Genomic DNA, 15,916 nt, shown 5'->3' with positions numbered 1-15,916 from the left:
CAAAACGTTTAGTACTATTTATCAAAACGCTCAGTACCACTACGCCATTGTGAGACCACCAAATGACTATACGTATCTATCAAGCTCGACTGCTGCACTATTTGACCGAAAGCGATCGTACTGAGCGTACAACCTCTGATCATTCACAGACATTAGCTGTGGAACGAGACATTACGTTGCTACCAGTGATTGAAGGTGTACAAGTTTATCCTGAATATATCGCTGATGGTGCGCTTGTCGTAGATGATGTGACAGGGTGCATTGTAGAGTATGGTCATAATGAGACAATATTAGCGAAATATATTAATACCTCTGAGCAAGCAGGACAGTTAGTAATCAAGGTGCATGACTATCGCGATAAATTGATCATGCCAGGCTTTATCGATACTCATGTACATTATCCGCAAATAGATATGATTGCTGCTTACGGTGAGCAATTACTTGACTGGCTTAACAATTATACTTTCGTCACTGAGGCCAATTTTGGCGATCCAAAAGTGGCGCATGATACGGCGCAGTTCTTTTTAAATCAACTGCTGGCAAATGGTACAACGAGCGCCATGGTATTTTCTACCAGTCACCCTGAATCAGTGAACGCATTTTTTACGGAAAGTAATCGGCTCAATACCCGTATGATCACAGGCAATGTGCTGATGGATCAAAATGCGCCCGATAATTTGTGTGTGCCTACTGAGCAGGGCATTCGAGATACCCAAAACATCATTGATAATTGGCATGATCGCGGCCGCCAACATGTAGCGATTACCCCGCGCTTTGCTATTACTTCGACACCCAAGCAACTACAAATGGCAGGTGAGTTGTATGCCAGTTACGAGAGTGTCTATCTGCAGACGCATCTTGCAGAAAATCATGATGAGATTGCCTTTGTGAAACAACTGTATCCCACTCATAAAGGCTATCTCGATGTCTATGATACGATGGGTTTACTGGGTCGACGCACCACCTTGGCACATGGTATTCACCTTGAAATATCTGAGTATGAGCGTCTGCGTGCGACTGGTACGCAGATATCACACTGTCCGACGTCCAACCTGTTTTTGGGTAGCGGTCTATTCGATTTACCCAAGACGTTAAGTTATACCGGTGTCAGTATCGCCACTGACGTTGGAGCAGGGACAAGTCTGTCGATGCTGACGACTCTGTCAGAAGCGTATAAAATCCAACAACTACAAAGCAATCAGTTATCCGCTCATCAAGGGCTATATCAAATTACTTTGGGTAATGCCCAGTCGCTATTATTGGACAATAAAATCGGTAACTTTATGCCAGATAAAGAAGCGGATTTTGTGGTCATCGATATGGGTGCAACGGCATTGCTTGAGCGGCGTATGGCGCAGACCAAGACACTGGAAGAGCAGTTGTTTGTACTAATGATGCTAGGCGATGATAGAGTAATTGATCAGACAGTCGTCGCAGGCGTGAGTCGCTATCGTAAATCTACTGCTTAATAAATTAGCGAAAAATATGAATAACGAAAAAGCCCTGTTTATGTTAAACATAAGCAGGGCTTTTATCAGATTGATTTGTGCTTAATGACAGCTTAGTTGCATTCATCTTCTAACTCAATAGACACATGCCAATCCGTGATATCAACCTCATGACAATTATTACCCTCGCCATTGATACGATCAATAACTAAGAAATCACTGTCACGTCCAAGCGCGAGTAGAGGGTGATGCCAGACATTAGCATTGTACTGTACACCTTGGTTAGATTTCGCATAAAACACCACTAAGTCATCAGGCGACTGCGGCGGCACACCAGCTTTTGCGACGACGACAATATAATCTTGGCCTTCCATAGATACAAATGCCTGTGTTCCAAGCGGATGATATTCCATGACCGAGAGTGCAATAGGGTTCTCACGTTTCTTGGCTCGAAAGATACTCATGCCAACTGAGCCACCGACGAGCTTACTTTCGGCAAGCGCATGATGACGAACCGCATAGCCGTTATTGATCTCATAAGTATTGTCAGCCGTTTGCTCATTATCACTATAGCGCTCGATAACCGAGCCGTAAGGGGCAAAGTTTGGCTTGGTTAAAGGCTTAGCTGTTAAAGTTACACTCATTATTTAGCCTCTTTACTATCAACATCAGTACCAGTGTCAATATTAGCCTTAGCAATTTTGCCATACACGCGTACACGGCTGATACCACCATCTGGGAAGATATTGACCCGAATATGAGTGATGGGTTTATCAAGTTGCAGCTTGTCTTTACCAAAGTGATGAACGTCGTCAGCATTGGTTTTTTGCGGCTCAAGCAAGGTATCCCAAAACATACTCTGAGTCACTAAAGTTTGCTCTGGTGTATTTGGTGAGTAGACGGCTTGGATCGAGACTTTATCAGGGTAATTGCCTTTAAAATGGGCAGTATCTATCTCGATAGCGTCAACGATACCTGCTTGACCTAGCGCGATAATGCACCAGTCATTGCCTGGCTCACGGCGACGACGAGTCTCCCAACCATCACCCATGTTAGGCGCTTTAGTTGGTAGTAGTAAATTACTAGCCGCACCAAAGTGCGCATCGTTACTGGCAATGGCACGACCACCATTTAATGCACCTGCCAAGTCAAGTGTCTCACCTTGTGTATTTAGGCTGGCATCAAGTTGGATATCACCATAGATACGTAGTCGGGCAACGCCGCCATCTGGATAAATGTTTAAACGAATATGGGTTACCGTTTGCTCATTATTAATCTCGATAAGCTCATGGTTGTGACCTTGCAATGGGGTCATACTCACTAGTGCCTGCCAATTTTTATTGTCCCAATCTTCTTTGCTTAGACTTGTAAGTTCAGCTTCATCTTGATGCAGTAGCTCTGGCGCGTACAAGGCATCGACGCTAGCGGAAGATGGGAAATTACCCGTAAAGTGACTGGTATCAATATCGAGACCAGAAATTTTGGTTGGGCGAGCAAGCTGGATAACTAAATAATCGTAACCCAAGTGGCGCTTGCGACGAGTTTCCCAGCCGTCCATCCACTTACCGTTGTTATCGAACTTACCCACGATAAAGATAGGTGCATCAGGATTTAGAATACGGCTTTTATCCGCAAAAAAATCATCGGTGGCGAATAGTGATTTTGCCCCCAAGCGACTGTCAGCGACGTTTGATTTTTTGGTAAATGCTGGCAAGGTATCAGGTAGATTATTTGCGGAGATAATTTGTCCAACTTCTGAAGTATTTTGACTCACAATGATTCCTTTTTTAATAATGGTGTGTGTTGATAGTGTGGGTGCTATCTTATTTATTCATCTATGCCAATTCGCATTTGCTTAGCTAAGTAGAATGAGTACTAGAACGATAGCCTAAGCTTACATCCAGTTGGCAGTATTGTCTGACGTGGCAGGATGGTTTTCGTACCAGTGCTTGGCGATATCATCACGGCGGCATATCCATACGTCGGGCTTATTGGTGATATATTGCAAAAACTGCTTTAGCGCTTTTATGCGCCCTGCACGTCCAATAATGCGACAATGCAAGCCGATGGTCAGCATTTTAGGGGTGTGTGCGCCTTCCTCGTATAAGGTATCAAAGCTGTCTTTGAGATACTGATAAAATGGTTCAGCATGAGTGAATCCCGGGCTAGAAGAAAAACGCATGTCATTGGTCTCGAGGCTATAAGGTATGACCAAATGCGGTTTACGTGTGATCATATTGCCATCTTGGACCTTTACATTGAGCCAATACGGTAACTCATCACCGTACGAGTCAGAGTCATAGGTATAGCCGCCTTGCTCGGCGACCAGTTCACGAGTATTTGGACTATCGCGTCCTGTATACCAGCCGAGAGGTTGTCCGCCTAGCATACGTTTAAATATCTGGGTGGCGCAGCGAATGTGTTCACGCTCCGTCTCACGGTACATATCCTGATAAGTAATCCAGCGTAAACCATGACTGGCAATCTCATGACCGTCTTCTAGTACACGCTCGATAATATGCGGTGTTTTTTCAGCAGCGGCGGCACAGGTAAACGTGGTGATAGGAATACCATAATCTTTAAAGACATCTAATACACGCCACACACCGACACGGCTACCGTATTCGAATGCAGACTCAATAGACTGGTGACGGTTGTTAAATTCTGGTGTGCCCAAAATATCAGACAAAAAACGCTCTGATTGACCATCGCCATGGATGACGCTATTTTCTGCACCTTCTTCGATATTTAATACAAACTGTACGGCGATTTTTGCGCCACTTGGCCATTTTGCTTTTGGTGGATTGCCAGCATAGCCTTTTAGGTCGCGGGGATATGTGCTCAGATCAAAGTCACTGGTAATTTTTTTGCTCATTATTTATGTTCCTATATCGCTTAGAGCCTTAGATATTTATTTAAATATTGCTCGTAAAGGACAGTTATTTTTTATCACAAATTAAAGTGATGACGCATAGGCCACGAGCTTTTGGCGCTCGGCATCCGTCAACTGAGTAATATTACCAAGCGGCATATAGCCAGTCTGTACCGCAGTGACGATTTTCGCTTTATGAATTTTTAAGTCTTCTGGTGTCTGCAAAATGATTCCTGCTGGCGGTGCGGCGAAGCCTTGCTGTGTCGGCTGCACCGCATGACAGGTGCTACAGCGCGTATGTACGACATCCATCATGGCGTCATCTGCTGACGCGCTCACGGGTATGACTTTAGCAGTAGCTGCATCAGTGCTAATACGGTTATTAGCACTGTTAGTAGCATTACTATTAGAACTGTTATTAGCGTTAGCAACAGTATCAGTGTTTGAGCCAGTAGTCGCGCTTGTAGCTGTGGGGGTGCTATCAGTCGTTGTAGGTGCTACGGAGGCAGTAGCAGGCATTGCAGGCAATGGCTCAATCGGCTCAGGTCGCATCCAAATAATTAATAATACAGTTAATACGGCTGGAATAACCAAGTAACGAGGTTTTTTATGACCCAAATGCTTTTGGTTAAAGTAATGACGGGCAGTCGCGGTAATGATACCGACGAAGACCAATACCAACCAGCCTTTCTCATGAGCATACATCATTGGGTAATGGTTGCTGATCATGGTAAAAATGAGCGGTAGGGTAAAATAGTTATTCATCAGTGAGCGATTTTTGGCTTGTAATGCCAACTCAGCCACTTCTTTACCCGGTTTTTCGCCGCGCCGCACACAATCAACGAGCGCACGCTGAGCCGGCATAATACCGAAGAATACGTTACCTACCATCACCGTGCCCAAGATGGCACCGATATGAATAAACGAAGCGCGATCACTAAACAGCTGATAAGAACCCCAGCTCGCGATGACCAGCAAGATAAAAATCAGCGTACTAAAGATAAAAGCGTTTTTACCCAAATGACTGCGTACGATAACTTCATAAATGAAGTAACTGCCAAACAAGAAAAGCAAGCTGGTAGCAATGGCACCGATACTAGTAAACGGCACTTTGCTTGGGTCAATCAGGTAGGCAGTTGCATTGGCATAATAGACGATAGACATCATCGCCGCACCCGTCAGCCAAGTGGTATAAGCTTCCCACTTAAACCAATGTAGCGTCTTTGGCATCTCTTCTGGTTCGAGTTTGTATTTGGCAATTTCATAAAATCCGCCGCCATGAACGGCCCAAAGATCACCCGAAATGCCTTTGTCTGTTTTCCACTGTGGCGGTTTGCGTAGGCTTAGATCTAGCCACACAAAATAAAACGATGCACCAATCCATGCTACCCCAGCGATAACATGAAACCAGCGGAAAAATAAACTCAACCATTCGAGAAGATAGGCGCCCATGTAATAAATGTCCTTTAATATGACAGTGTCTTAATAAAATGTCTTGGTAATTTCTTTTGATAGTATTTCTTGTAAGCTAATAACCAAGCAGAGAGCTAAACAACGCTAGAGCTACGATCCGCGATAGGTACTATAACCGTGCGCACTAAGCAGAAGTGGCACGTGATAATGACTGGCATCGTTTACCACAAAGTCGATAACCACTTGCGGATAAAATGCTATCAGCTGCTGAGCATCAAAATAAGACTGAGTATCGAACGTTACGGTATAGCGTCCGGTATCTAGCTGACGCTCTGTGCTATCGATAGCTGTATCAAACTGCCAAGCGTCTGGTGTGACACGGCCATCGCTATTGGTTGTACCATGCGCTAGTAATGTGGCTGCACCGTTGTCTTGTACGCGGTGTAAGGTAACGGCGACATCAGCGGCAGGTTTGCCAAGATGAGTGTCTAAAATATGTGATGATAGGGTGGCAGACATAATGCTTCCTTTGTATCCGTGAAAAATATAAATCGGGTGAAAATGCTAGTCTAACTCTGCGACTACTATTTGCTTGTCTCAGCATTACCTAGCAATTTAGTTAAACGTAGACGCGTAATTTTATTCTGTTCAGCGGCTGCGTTAGCTAATTCAATAGCACGATCATTAGGTAGACGTGCTAATAACAGATCCAGCATTTGCTGTGCGCTTTTGCCCGTCGCAAAGACAATAAAAATAAAACCAAATTTATCGAGATAGTCTCGATTGCCTTTGGCAAGTGCTTCGAGCACCTCATCTGCTGCATCGTTAGCGCCTGATTGTTCGTGTGCAGCGCTACTTTGTGTGTTGCGGTATTTTTCTTTTAGAGATGCCACGTTACCGATTTGCGGATGCCCATCAAACGCTTCTAATAGGCTAGCCTCATCGTTTTGTACTTTGTCCCAGATAGCGTCGCTACTTGCTAACAGTACATCAAAGTCTGCAAAAGGGCGGGCGACTGCAAGTTTATAGGCCCAGCTTTTACTGGTGCAGCAAGTCAATAGCTGAGCGATGGCGACTTCTTGTGATAGGTCGTTGAATTGCGCTAAGGTTAAGCTCACGATGACATCCTTTTCTAATAGGGTAGCCCGTTATCTGTATTGGGCGATAAATGTTTGATAGAGGTTTATACCTTATGATTATTTGCATAAACTTATAGGTACAAGCAGTAATTTTGATAAGTAGCGGTTGCTTCAGCTTCATAGATGATTTGATTAAGCTAGCAGCTATTAATTGGCTTGAAAACAAAAGCCAGTAATCTATGTGTTCGTAGTCAGACCTTTAGCGCTTATATACGCTTTGCATAATTTCAAGTTATAGTGAACTGACAATATGAAACAGATTTGCTAAGGAAACACTGATATTTTAGCCGTCCAAAACGTATGGCAAGAAGTGATTAATGACGGCGTAATTGATTTACAGTTCCCATTTTGCTAAAACCTGACTAATTGGTCAACTGTTTTATGTGAAATATTTTTATTTAACAGGTTATGCTGATCAAATCTATGTATTTATACAAGAATACACAGCAAAATATAGCGACTATTTTGTCGAACCTGTCTCTTAAAGTGAGATACCACTGCTATGACTCAAAATAATCAAAAGGAAGAAACCTCAGTGACTGATACGCCCTCGCACCGTAGCCAACAAGCCATTCGCGCACAGAACCAAGCGCTTATCTTAGCGGCAGCTGAAGAAGAGTTTGTGCTCCAAAGCTATCGCGGCGCTACGATGCAGGGTATTGCCGATAGAGCAGGCTTGCCTAAAGCCAATGTTCACTACTACTTTAAAAACAAAAAGAATCTCTACATGGCAGTGCTGCGTTCGATCATTCAAGAATGGAACGAAGGTTTGGTAACCATTACAGTAGATAGCGACCCAAAAACAGTCATCGAAAAATTCGTCCGTACCAAGCTACATCAAGCCTTTGTCAATCCAAGTCGCCATAAATTGTTTGCGATTGAAGTTATCGGCGGTGCACCGCATTTGCATGAATTTATGTCCACTACGATGAAGGAGTGGGTACACGATAAAGCACAGGTAATGAAAGAGTGGCACAAGCAAGGCAAAATTGGGATTACTGATCCTCTACAACTACTGATTTTGATTTGGGCGACTACCCAACGTTATGCTGAATTCGAGATTGAAATCGTTGGATTAATGGATAAGACGGCGTATGACGCAGCAGATGAAGCACGTGCGGCAGACTTTCTGGTGCCTTTTATTTTAAAAGGCTGTGGCCTTGAATAATGACAAGGTACCTATTTGACAGGGTGCCTATTTAATAAGTCAGGTGCTTAATCAGCGAAGTGCACAGATTATTTCTATTTTTCTGTGCACCTCGTTTACGGCGAAACACTTCGATATGTTCAGCCCTAGCTTGTGTTTAGCATTAAGCGACTTCTTGCGTTGGTTCTAATTTGTCTTTTGCATGCTGTGCTTTGGTATCAAACTCGATGCCATAGTTTTGAGGTAAAATCATATCAAGGGTGATGGCCACAATCCCTGCCATCGTTACCGCTGAGCCAAAGATATTCTGAAAGAACTGGGGCGTTTGTGACAGTACATCAGGGACAAAGGCGATACCCGTTGCCAGACCTAGCGAGGTGGCAATGATTAAGACATTACGATGCGTAAATTGCACGGTAGATAAGATACGAATACCAGCAGTCGCTACCGTCGCAAACATCAGTAGCGTGACGCCGCCAACAACAGGCTTCGGTAACTGCGTAAAAATAGCACCAAGGACAGGGAATAGCCCCATCAGGCATAGAATGCCGCCCACATAGAAACCCACGTAGCGACTGGCAATACCCGTCATTTGGATCACACCATTGTTTTGGCTAAAGGTCGTCACAGGGAAGGTATTGAATACCGCCGCAATCAGAGAGTTAACACCATCTCCTAGTACACCGCCTTTGATGCGTTTCTCATAAAGAGGGCCTTTGATCGGTTCACCTGATATCATTGAGGTCGCCGTCAAATCGCCTGAAGTCTCAATACTGGTAATGATGTACATAAAGGCAATGGGAATAAAGGCCTGCCAATCAAAACCAAAGCCATATTTAAATGGGATTGGAACCGTAAAAAAAGCCGCTTCAGAAACCAGAGAAAAATCAATACGGCCCATAAATACGGCAGCGATAAGCCCGAGTATCAAGCCGATAAAGATGGCGCTTGAGCGAATGACTTTATTATTGATGATGCTAATCAGTACGACACTTGCCAGCACACCACCGCCCAAAAGTAAGTTCGGAATACTACCAAAATCTTCAGCACCAAACCCGCCTGCTAAGTCAGTCAGACCTACTTTAGTTAATGACAAACCAATCGTGACAATCACGCAGCCTGTAACAATGGGGCTCATAAAAGATTTGAGTTTGGTTATAAATTGACTCAAAAATATCTCAACAAACGCACCGAGAAATGACACACCAAAGATAACTGATAAAATCTCTTCTGGACCACCACCGCGATTTTTTACCACAAACCCTGCCGTCAATACTGCTGCCAAAAATCCAAAGCTGGTGCCTTGTAATGCCATAAGACCAGAGCCAACAGGACCTACTTTACGGGTCTGAATAAAGGTTGCAACGCCAGATACTATCAATGACATACTGAGAAGGTAGGGAATATGCTCTCCTAAACCTAATGTGCCACCTATGATAAGAGAGGGTGTGATGATACCTACAAACGCTGCAAGTACGTGCTGTATAGCACCTAAAAATGCTTTAATGGGGGTGGGACGGTCATGCAGTCTATACAGTAAATCGGTATTCGCTGGAACGTTTTCACTCATGGTGGTTTCCTCCTAAAATAACTGCTTAGTACCCGCTTGCCTGTAGATATCAGACAATGTGGTAGATCACGAGATCAAATTTTTAACCCAATCTTTGACTGGTTTTTTTTATCGATGTAAACAATAGGGGTACGCATCCGTCTGTAAGATAAACAATGAAAATAACTAATATATGTTGGCTAATATTTGAACAACCTGACCAATTAGTCAGGTCTATTTAGGGTATAGGTAAAATACAAGTCATTGCAATGTTTTTTTTGGTACTAGTGCGTTTACAGCCTTGTTACGAAGGAGGGAGGGTTGGGTAACATTGGAAGGTAGATCAAAGACGAAGGGTGCTGACCATTGAGAATATATAAATACTAAGATTTATCGTTATTTCTATTGCTGTTTTTTAATCAAAAAAAGCCCCAACCATAACGACTATGATTGGGGCATTTAAATTTTGCTTGCTTGATATTTATTTTAATATAACCAAAATTGCTACTTTGGTGGAGACCAGTTATTTTGGGCTTGATGACCATACTGGTGAACGGATAACGCCTTGTCCTGACTTACCAAACGCTTCGCCACCGTTGAGTGATTTGATGGTCAGCACGCCTTTGCCGCCTTGGGTCGATGCGTAGACCACGCGTTTACCGTTTGGCGAGAAGCTTGGTGCTTCGTCGATACCTGTATTGCCAAGATTGGTAGTGATAGCACCATTACTATTCATAATAGCTGCTGAGCGCCCACTCAAAAAGGCAATTTGTGTACCGTCACTGCTAAACTGCGGGCTGGTTGCATAACCACCGTTTGACACTTTAGTCGTTTGGCCCGTAGCAAACTCGTAGCGATAGACTTGCGGCTTGTTAAAGCCAGTTTTATCACTGACAAACACAAAAGATTTGCCGTCTGGTGCATAGCTTGGTTGTACTTCACTGCTCGGTAAATTAGTAAGCCTTCTAGGTGTACCGCCGCTGGCGCTCATCTCATAGATATCAGCGCTGCCTTCAAAACTACTAGAGAATAATATCTTGCTGCCATCAGGAGAGAACGAAGGGCTTAGGTTACTACCTGAAAAAGGTGTCAGGGCAGTTGCGCCGCCGCCACTGACGTTTTGCACGTAGATGACGGGATATGATTTTTCACGTTGTACTGAGTAGGCGATACGGTTGCCATCAGGTGACCATGCTGGTGAGAAGATAGAGCCTGTCACTTCAGTAATAGCTCTAGCATTTTCGCCATCAGCATCCATCACTTTGAGACGCGAGATCTTTTGCTTGCCAGTTCCTGTTTCTTCAATATAAGCAATGCGTCCTGAGAAGTCTCCTGGAATACCAGTAATCAGCTCGTACACTTTGTCTGCGATGACATGACCGGCATAACGCATACTTTCTCTATTATTGTCAGCAGTTAGGCTTTGCTTGCCTTCTATCACGCGGCCAGATTTGACATCGATGACTTCGTAATCGGTGATTATTTTGCCACGATTGGTACGCGTGCTACCGACGACTAGATACGGTATACCCATGCTTTGCCAAACAGGTAATGTACCTGTCAGCTCTTTACTACTGTGCGGCTGCTGCGGCAGATCCTGATTGGTTACTTTTAGCTCGGTTTTACTCAAGTCATTTAATATAATCGGTGATAAGACAGAGTCACCCGCAAACGGCACAAACGCAACTTGGTTTTGTTGGACAGGAATCTCATAGTCCAGTTCTAGTACAACAGGTGCAGCGAGCACGCTTTGCGATACCAGCAATGCTGAAGTGCTGGCGAGTAACGATACTAGTAGTTTTTTGTGGGTACGCATGGGTAAATGGAGCTCCTAAAATTAGTATGATATTCATTTTTTATTTAATGAGACAAGCATCTAGATGAGGCAGCAACCTATGCGAGACAAGCCGCTTAACGTCACGTTACCAATATTATAAGAACCTAGCAACTGATTAATTGCTGCCTTTAAACTGTATGGTAAAAGTCGGGTATTTGGGGTCATCAGCATCAATCGGGAGACTGCCAGTATTGAGTACCGCTTGTCTTGCCGCTTCGTTGACCGTGCTATCAGGTCCAGAGGCAGTCACATTGATCACATCGCCATTTGCATTGACAGTGATGGTCAGGGTGGCACGTTGAGTAGAGCCTCGTGCAGCAGTAGGCGGCGTATAGTTGCGCTTGATTAAATTGATGATTTCGCTGTTGCTGGCACCGCGACTGCCACTGGATGCAGAGCGGCTACTGCCCTTGGACGTACTAGAGGTTGACGTATCACCAGATATAGTAGACTGCCCATCTGACAGGCTAAAGGTTTTCCCTGCATTGCCAGAGCCAGCAGTATCAATCTCAATATTGCGATCGCTAGCAGTGGGACGTTTTATCTTTGGTGGGTTGTTTTGCTTTTGACGAAACTCTCCCAGCCTTTTTTGCTCTTCTATAAGCTGATCACGTTTGCTTTGATCGACTTGGTCAAGCTCTTCCATAGCGGATTCGTCTAGTTGGGCTGCCCACTCAGCCATTTTGCGCTCATACTCTTGATTTTGTTCAAGCAGACGTTGTTGATGGTCTTCACTCATAAGTATGGGTTGACCAGCTGGCTCCTCAGATCGTGTAAATACAGGCACGCGCTGAGAGCTTGGCTGACTTGGATTTTGCGCACTGACGCTACTACCAGACACTTCTGGCTGAGCACTACTGGACGAGTCGCTAGTGCTACTATCCATCTGCATTGCGCTGGCTGCTGCACGGTTAGCCAGTATTTGTCCTTGCATTTCAGCAAGTTGCTCGGGAGATACCATGACCGTCTCAATACTACCAGCAGTCTCAACTTCAGTGGTTTGATAGTTATAGACCAGTATGCCAATGACAAGGCCATGCGCCAGTAAGCTTAGCAACGTAGGCAGTGTTAGCCCATTGCTTTCTGGTTCGGTAGGTACATAGACGGCAGGAGCATTATGCATGGTAAGGATACTCATGAACGTGATTTGTCAGATTGATTACTAGGATTGGCTATTGTGATATAAGACATTCACTAAAGGACGCTTATCACTATAAAGAAGGTGTGGGTAGAGGTGCACCAGTCAGTAACCCAACTTTCTCGATACCTGCCTGCTGCAAGGTTGCCATGAGTGTCATGATGGCACCATATTGATTGTTTTGATCGGCATTGATCATTACCTGTACTGGCTCAGCGTTACTATTATCGCTCTGAGACTGTAGGTTAGATAATGTATTAATCAGCTCAGGCTCACTTACTGGCACGTCGACATTGCTTTCATAACTGATAAAAATATCACCCTTGTCAGTCAACGAGACAATCACAGGTAGTTGGCTTTGACTCATAGTATTGGTCTGCTCTTTTGGCAGATCAACATCGACACCTGTAATCAGCATCGGCGCTGTCACCATAAATATCACCAGTAGCACCAGCATGACGTCAATGTAAGGTACGACGTTCATTTCTGCATTAAGGGCTTTTTTTTCACGGCCGTAGGGGTTTGGTTTCATAGCCCTGTCACCTGACCTGCATTAACTTGGGTTTCTTTACTAATAGGCGCTTGTACGCTGGTCTCACGCTGCAGCATGCCTGTCATCTCATCACAAAATAAGGCACGCGAGTCATACAAGCGGCTCGATTTTGCTGTGAAATGATTGTATGCCAATACCGCAGGGATAGCGGCAAACAAACCCATGGCTGTGGCAATTAGTGCTTCGGCGATGCCGGGAGCAACAGAGGCAAGGGTAGCTTGCTCAGTTTGAGACAGTCCCAAAAAGGCATTCATAATGCCCCACACTGTACCGAACAATCCGATGTACGGAGCAACGGAGCCAATGCTGGCTAGCGTCGTCAGCCCTGACTCGAGCAATTGCTGCTGACGACCTAGGCCGACGCGTAGCTTGCGTTCAACACCATCGATAATGTCATCTTTAGGTTGACGCTTTTTGTGCATTCTTAGGTATTCTGAAAAGCCCACATAAAAAATCTGCTCAAGTCCTTGACGATCAGGAGAACCCTGAATGCCTTGATATAGCTTGGCCAAATCTTCGCCTGACCAAAACCAAGTCTCAAATTGTTGATCAAAGTTTTTGGCTGTACCAAGTCGCGCACTCATGCGAAATATAATAACCCAACTGAGTAAAGAGGCTAATAACAATAGTGCCATCACAATCTGCACCAATAGACTGGCTTGGGTAATAAGATCGACAATATTTAATGATTCAGGCATGTAATGGACTCACGAATAATTGATAATAGTTGGCTGGAATAGTGATATCCGAACCAGACAACCCTTAAACAAACACTATTTACTTTTTATTATTTAATACACAGCACGTTTCTTTACTAAAAATTTGTAACTGTGCTCAGAAAAAAGCTGCAACAGTAAGTATCGCGTTTTAGGTATCGGTATAATAACCCCCTAGTTTACTTCTAAATGAGAGAAAGGTCATTATTAATGTGTTAAACGACTATTTGGTTGGGCTGCTACTGATTCATTCAATAGTTAGTTGGATAACATGAATAATGACCGAGCAAACACTTATTATCTAAAATTTTTGACTCAAATCGAATATTACCTTAATGACGAATAGAAAGTAGTTTTTCGAATAGCGTACGACAGCATGACTGTATATAGCTTTTCATGTGGCTTTTCTGACCAGTAGTCTTGAAGTCTCTCAAAATCCTATTTTGTACGAGATAGACATTATCAACGATTGAGTTTGTAAGATAACTGGTCTAATATGTTACGCTTTGTTACTACATTATTCTTATTGTGGCATCGTTATTTTTTCGCTGAGGTCATGTTCAATTTTAGGTAATGATGACTTTTTATTAGCCAGTCGGGGGCGACACTTATGAATGCAATTGAACGCTATTTTGGGATTAATGGTGAAAATACCACGATCAAAACAGAAATCATCGCTGGTATAACCACGTTCTTGACGATGGCTTATATTATCTTTGTCAACCCTAACGTCTTAGCCGATGCAGGTATGGATAAAGGGGCCGTATTTGTAGCGACCTGTATAGCAGCAGCAGTAGGTTGTTTCATCATGGGTATCTACGCCCGACTACCAGTTGCGCTCGCACCAGGTATGGGTCTTAATGCCTTCTTTACCTATGGTGTGGTGCTTGGTATGGGCTACGCATGGCAGACAGCGTTAGGTGCGGTGTTCTTGTCTGGTTGTATCTTCGTACTATTGAGTCTATTTAAGATTCGTGAAGCAATCATCAATGCCATTCCAACGTCTCTCAAAAACGGCGTAGTTGCTGGTATTGGTGCGTTCCTGGCGTTTATTGCTTTGCAGAGTGCAGGTATCATCGTCAATCATGACGCAACCTTAGTTGGCCTTGGTGACATGACATCGTTTGGTCCTGTCATGGCTTCACTAGGTTTTGTTGTTATCATTGGCCTGTCTTACAAGAGAGTCCCAGGTGCGGTAACCATTGGTATTTTATTGGTTGCACTGATTAGCTTATTAATGGGCTATACACAGTTCACAGGTATCATCTCTTCACCGCCTTCTATTGCACCGACGCTAATGCAATTAGACATTGCTGGTGCATTTGATGTGGGCATGATCAGTGTGATCTTTGCTTTCTTATTTGTCGATTTGTTTGATACTGCTGGTACTTTGATTGCTACCACTAGCCAAGCAAAGCTAACGGACAAGGATGGCAATATTCCGAACATGGGCAAGGCACTACTCGCTGATTCAACAGCGACAGTAGCGGGTTCTTTACTGGGTACTTCATCGACGACCAGTTATATCGAGAGTATCTCTGGTATCGCCTCAGGTGGCCGTACAGGCTTGATGGCTGTTACGGTAGGTGTGCTATTCCTATTCAGTATCTTCTTCTCGCCACTAGCAGGTATGATTCCAGCTTATGCAACGGCTGGCGCTATCTTTTATGTAGCCGTACTTATGATGGGTACCCTAAAGGATATTAACTGGAGCGACTTAACAGAAGCAGCACCAGTGGTCGTGGTATTGCTATTCACACCGCTTACATACTCTATCGCTGATGGCATCGCACTTGGTTTTATTACCTTTACAGCTGTAAAAGCAATTGCAGGCAAGTTTGCAGATATCAGTATCGCTGTCTGGATTTTGACTGCTATATTGTTGTTCAAGATTATCTTCCTATAATGCAAAGTGTAGTAAGACATTAATAGTGTCTTAAACAAAAAACCCTCCTTATCAGCTGATGATAAGGAGGGTTTTTTTGTCAGCATTATAAGACTATCTTTTTAATTTGAGTTCCGTATTTCGGGAGTTAATGTTTAGTATTTCTGATACCAGTATTAAGCAGGGTGATGCCAAACTATGGGCAATAGTAAACAAAAA

At 43.9% G+C, this 15,916-nt stretch carries 14 protein-coding genes; 3 read left to right on the top strand and 11 right to left on the bottom strand.

Annotation, left to right across the window (positions count from 1 at the left end):
* Nucleotides 1-62: 62 nt before the first annotated feature.
* A complete protein-coding gene (gene guaD, locus JMX91_RS01265) occupies nt 63-1,469 on the top strand; it encodes a guanine deaminase (protein ID WP_201547333.1) in 1,407 nt (468 codons plus the stop codon).
* A gap of 92 nt (nt 1,470-1,561) precedes the next feature.
* Here guaD and JMX91_RS01260 read toward each other — a convergent pair whose 3' ends face one another.
* The 6 genes from JMX91_RS01260 to uraD all read right to left on the bottom strand — a co-directional run bounded on the left by JMX91_RS01260 (nt 1,562) and on the right by uraD (nt 6,851).
* Complete coding sequence (locus JMX91_RS01260) at nt 1,562-2,092, bottom strand: ureidoglycolate lyase (RefSeq protein ID WP_201547332.1); 531 nt, start codon at nt 2,090-2,092, stop codon at nt 1,562-1,564.
* Entirely contained in the window at nt 2,092-3,222 is a 1,131-nt protein-coding gene (alc, locus tag JMX91_RS01255; protein WP_201547331.1) for an allantoicase, read from the bottom strand. Before alc ends, JMX91_RS01260 begins: the two co-directional genes overlap by 1 nt.
* Nucleotides 3,223-3,342: 120 nt before the next feature.
* Entirely contained in the window at nt 3,343-4,323 is a 981-nt protein-coding gene (gene puuE / locus JMX91_RS01250; protein ID WP_201547330.1) for an allantoinase PuuE, read from the bottom strand.
* An 81-nt stretch (nt 4,324-4,404) separates the two neighbouring features.
* On the bottom strand, nt 4,405-5,772 hold the full coding sequence (locus JMX91_RS01245; protein WP_201547329.1) for a urate hydroxylase PuuD: 1,368 nt from the start codon (nt 5,770-5,772) through the stop codon (nt 4,405-4,407).
* Between the two features lie 111 nt (nt 5,773-5,883).
* On the bottom strand, nt 5,884-6,252 hold the full coding sequence (gene uraH, locus JMX91_RS01240) for a hydroxyisourate hydrolase (protein WP_201547328.1): 369 nt from the start codon (nt 6,250-6,252) through the stop codon (nt 5,884-5,886).
* 65 nt (nt 6,253-6,317) lie between these two features.
* On the bottom strand, nt 6,318-6,851 hold the full coding sequence (gene uraD, locus JMX91_RS01235) for a 2-oxo-4-hydroxy-4-carboxy-5-ureidoimidazoline decarboxylase (RefSeq protein WP_201547327.1): 534 nt from the start codon (nt 6,849-6,851) through the stop codon (nt 6,318-6,320).
* A gap of 523 nt (nt 6,852-7,374) precedes the next feature.
* On the opposite strand from uraD, the gene JMX91_RS01230 reads away from it, so the two are divergent.
* Nucleotides 7,375-8,040, top strand: coding sequence for a TetR family transcriptional regulator C-terminal domain-containing protein (locus JMX91_RS01230; protein ID WP_102092158.1), 666 nt, complete (start codon nt 7,375-7,377; stop codon nt 8,038-8,040).
* A 142-nt stretch (nt 8,041-8,182) separates the two neighbouring features.
* On the opposite strand, the gene JMX91_RS01225 is transcribed toward JMX91_RS01230, so the two are convergent.
* The 5 genes from JMX91_RS01225 to tolQ form a co-directional block, all read right to left on the bottom strand.
* Nucleotides 8,183-9,589, bottom strand: coding sequence for a nucleobase:cation symporter-2 family protein (locus tag JMX91_RS01225; RefSeq protein WP_201547326.1), 1,407 nt, complete (start codon nt 9,587-9,589; stop codon nt 8,183-8,185).
* Between the two features lie 502 nt (nt 9,590-10,091).
* On the bottom strand, nt 10,092-11,384 hold the full coding sequence (locus tag JMX91_RS01220; RefSeq protein WP_201547325.1) for a PD40 domain-containing protein: 1,293 nt from the start codon (nt 11,382-11,384) through the stop codon (nt 10,092-10,094).
* A gap of 136 nt (nt 11,385-11,520) precedes the next feature.
* Complete coding sequence (locus tag JMX91_RS01215) at nt 11,521-12,528, bottom strand: cell envelope integrity protein TolA (RefSeq protein WP_201547324.1); 1,008 nt, start codon at nt 12,526-12,528, stop codon at nt 11,521-11,523.
* An 88-nt stretch (nt 12,529-12,616) separates the two neighbouring features.
* Nucleotides 12,617-13,075 carry a protein TolR gene (tolR, locus tag JMX91_RS01210; protein ID WP_101204804.1) on the bottom strand — a complete coding sequence of 153 codons (459 nt, stop codon included), beginning with the start codon at nt 13,073-13,075 and terminating at the stop codon, nt 12,617-12,619.
* Nucleotides 13,072-13,794, bottom strand: coding sequence for a protein TolQ (tolQ, locus tag JMX91_RS01205; protein WP_057759620.1), 723 nt, complete (start codon nt 13,792-13,794; stop codon nt 13,072-13,074). Before tolQ ends, tolR begins: the two co-directional genes overlap by 4 nt.
* 628 nt (nt 13,795-14,422) lie before the next feature.
* Between tolQ and JMX91_RS01200 the strand changes: the two genes are divergently transcribed.
* Nucleotides 14,423-15,718 carry an NCS2 family permease gene (locus tag JMX91_RS01200; protein WP_101204806.1) on the top strand — a complete coding sequence of 432 codons (1,296 nt, stop codon included), beginning with the start codon at nt 14,423-14,425 and terminating at the stop codon, nt 15,716-15,718.
* Nucleotides 15,719-15,916 lie beyond the last annotated feature (198 nt).

The sequence above is a fragment of the Psychrobacter sp. Pi2-1 genome (assembly GCF_904846645.1).
GTDB lineage: Bacteria > Pseudomonadota > Gammaproteobacteria > Pseudomonadales > Moraxellaceae > Psychrobacter.
This window is presented reverse-complemented; position numbering and strand designations above follow the sequence as displayed.

Excerpts from the sequence above, each read along its gene's own strand:
- guaD (WP_201547333.1), top strand. The coding sequence starts at position 63 with ATGACTATACGTATCTATCAAGCTCGACTGCTGCACTATTTGACCGAA.
- JMX91_RS01260 (WP_201547332.1), bottom strand. The coding sequence starts at position 2,092 with ATGAGTGTAACTTTAACAGCTAAGCCTTTAACCAAGCCAAACTTTGCC.
- puuE (WP_201547330.1), bottom strand. The coding sequence starts at position 4,323 with ATGAGCAAAAAAATTACCAGTGACTTTGATCTGAGCACATATCCCCGC.
- JMX91_RS01245 (WP_201547329.1), bottom strand. The coding sequence starts at position 5,772 with ATGGGCGCCTATCTTCTCGAATGGTTGAGTTTATTTTTCCGCTGGTTT.
- uraH (WP_201547328.1), bottom strand. The coding sequence starts at position 6,252 with ATGTCTGCCACCCTATCATCACATATTTTAGACACTCATCTTGGCAAA.
- JMX91_RS01230 (WP_102092158.1), top strand. The coding sequence starts at position 7,375 with ATGACTCAAAATAATCAAAAGGAAGAAACCTCAGTGACTGATACGCCC.
- JMX91_RS01225 (WP_201547326.1), bottom strand. The coding sequence starts at position 9,589 with ATGAGTGAAAACGTTCCAGCGAATACCGATTTACTGTATAGACTGCAT.
- JMX91_RS01220 (WP_201547325.1), bottom strand. The coding sequence starts at position 11,384 with ATGCGTACCCACAAAAAACTACTAGTATCGTTACTCGCCAGCACTTCA.
- JMX91_RS01215 (WP_201547324.1), bottom strand. The coding sequence starts at position 12,528 with ATGCATAATGCTCCTGCCGTCTATGTACCTACCGAACCAGAAAGCAAT.
- tolR (WP_101204804.1), bottom strand. The coding sequence starts at position 13,075 with ATGAAACCAAACCCCTACGGCCGTGAAAAAAAAGCCCTTAATGCAGAA.
- tolQ (WP_057759620.1), bottom strand. The coding sequence starts at position 13,794 with ATGCCTGAATCATTAAATATTGTCGATCTTATTACCCAAGCCAGTCTA.
- JMX91_RS01200 (WP_101204806.1), top strand. The coding sequence starts at position 14,423 with ATGAATGCAATTGAACGCTATTTTGGGATTAATGGTGAAAATACCACG.